Genomic DNA, 258 nt, shown 5'->3' with positions numbered 1-258 from the left:
TGGTGAACAGCACCAATCTTATGCGCCATTGAGTGACTCATTCCAAGGAAGGCATTTGCAAAGGCCATACCAGCCATTGTAGAGGCATTATGCATCTTTTCACGGGCTTCTGGGTCAGCTGTTTTTACAGATTTTTCCAAGTATTTGAAGACTAACTTGATGGTTTGAAGAGCAATACCATCTGTATAGTCATTGGCAAAGTTAGAAGTATAAGCTTCAGTTGCGTGTGTCAAGACATCCATACCTGTGTCAGCAGCA

General features: G+C 42.6%; 1 pseudogene. It reads right to left on the bottom strand.

Annotated features, from left to right (window positions below):
- Positions 1–258, bottom strand: a pseudogene (locus CF394_RS15305) (iron-containing alcohol dehydrogenase); the annotation flags it as partial.

The sequence above is a fragment of the Tetzosporium hominis genome, assembly GCF_002265435.1.
GTDB classification, from domain to species: domain Bacteria; phylum Bacillota; class Bacilli; order Bacillales_A; family Planococcaceae; genus Chryseomicrobium; species Chryseomicrobium hominis.
Note: the sequence above shows the minus strand (reverse complement) of the source record. Positions and strands in the feature narration are given on the sequence as shown.